The sequence below is a fragment of the Megasphaera indica genome, assembly GCF_046614755.1.
In the GTDB taxonomy this organism is placed as follows: domain Bacteria; phylum Bacillota; class Negativicutes; order Veillonellales; family Megasphaeraceae; genus Megasphaera; species Megasphaera intestinihominis.
The window spans coordinates 1-1,098 of sequence record NZ_JBKKJR010000045.1; the positions used below are offsets into that span (position 1 = coordinate 1).

The 1,098-nt window shown below is 42.3% G+C and carries 1 tRNA gene and 1 pseudogene; one reads left to right on the forward strand and one right to left on the reverse strand.

The features are described from left to right. Positions 1–152: 152 nt before the first annotated feature. Positions 153–392 (forward strand): annotated as a pseudogene (locus ACFCTO_RS12100) (tyrosine-type recombinase/integrase); the annotation flags it as partial. An 84-nt stretch (positions 393–476) separates the two neighbouring features. Here ACFCTO_RS12100 and ACFCTO_RS12105 read toward each other — a convergent pair. After that, positions 477–552, reverse strand: a tRNA-Thr gene (locus ACFCTO_RS12105). Positions 553–1,098 lie beyond the last annotated feature (546 nt).

The following is a 1,098-nucleotide window of genomic DNA, read 5'->3' on the forward strand; positions in this document are numbered from 1 at the left end:
GACTATGAAAAATTATATGCAAACTACAAGAAAAAGGCAGCTTTGATTGCTGGATAACTGATTGATAGAAACCTCAATTTAATTTGTACTCAAACTTGACATAGGACCAACAAAAGACAAAGGACGGATGGAGAGAGCCGAGAAACTTTAATCGGTCTATGAAACAATGGTGTGATAAGACTGGGGTTGATGCTGATACTAGTCCCCATTCGTTCCGTCATGCCTACGCTACTTATATGATGATGGCAGGACAGCCCATGGATGCCGTCATGAGGCAGGCAGGTTGGAGCAATGAACGAATGATTCACTACTATACCGACGATGCCGTAATGAGCCAGAAGCAACCAGAAGTAGCCGAGGCCATGGGAAGACTCACAGAGGGCATGTTTTAGGAAGACACACAGTTATAAATATCCTTGTTTGTGGCATAAAAAAAGAACCCTGCTATTCTCAATAACAGGATTCCTCTAAGGTTTTGGAGCCACTAATAGGATTCGAACCTACGACCCTCTCATTACGAATGAGATGCTCTGCCAGCTGAGCTATAGTGGCAAGTACTCTTATATTATATTCACGAGGCCTATGGTTGTCAACACTTTTTTTGAACTTTTTCGATTTTTTTTGAAGAGACTATTGTGGCGTGCGAAAACAGCCCTGCTGGGGAAGGAGGACCTGGTGGGGCTGTTTCCGTGATGATTGTGAAAGGGTTTAGGTTGTAGTTGGTGAGGTGGTTCTACTGGCCTACTTATATTATAATAAACATTATAAGGATTTTCCTGGATTGGGTGACTAACTACGGATATTTTGTTACCAACACCGGTATTGGCAGACGAATGGAAATTATTTTTAGTTTTTTGGGGAAAATGTGTTGACAAGATGGGAAACGTCTGGTAAGATATACAAGTCGTCGCGATGAGGCGATGACAACAATGACCTTTGAAAACTGAACAATGAACTGAATGAACGCCAACGTGCGAGGTTCTATTGTATAGAACGTCAAACAATGAGTAATACCAATCAATAAACAAGAGCCAAACGCTCTTCCATATATCATGGAGAGTTTGATCCTGGCTCAGGACGAACGCTGGCGGCGTGCTT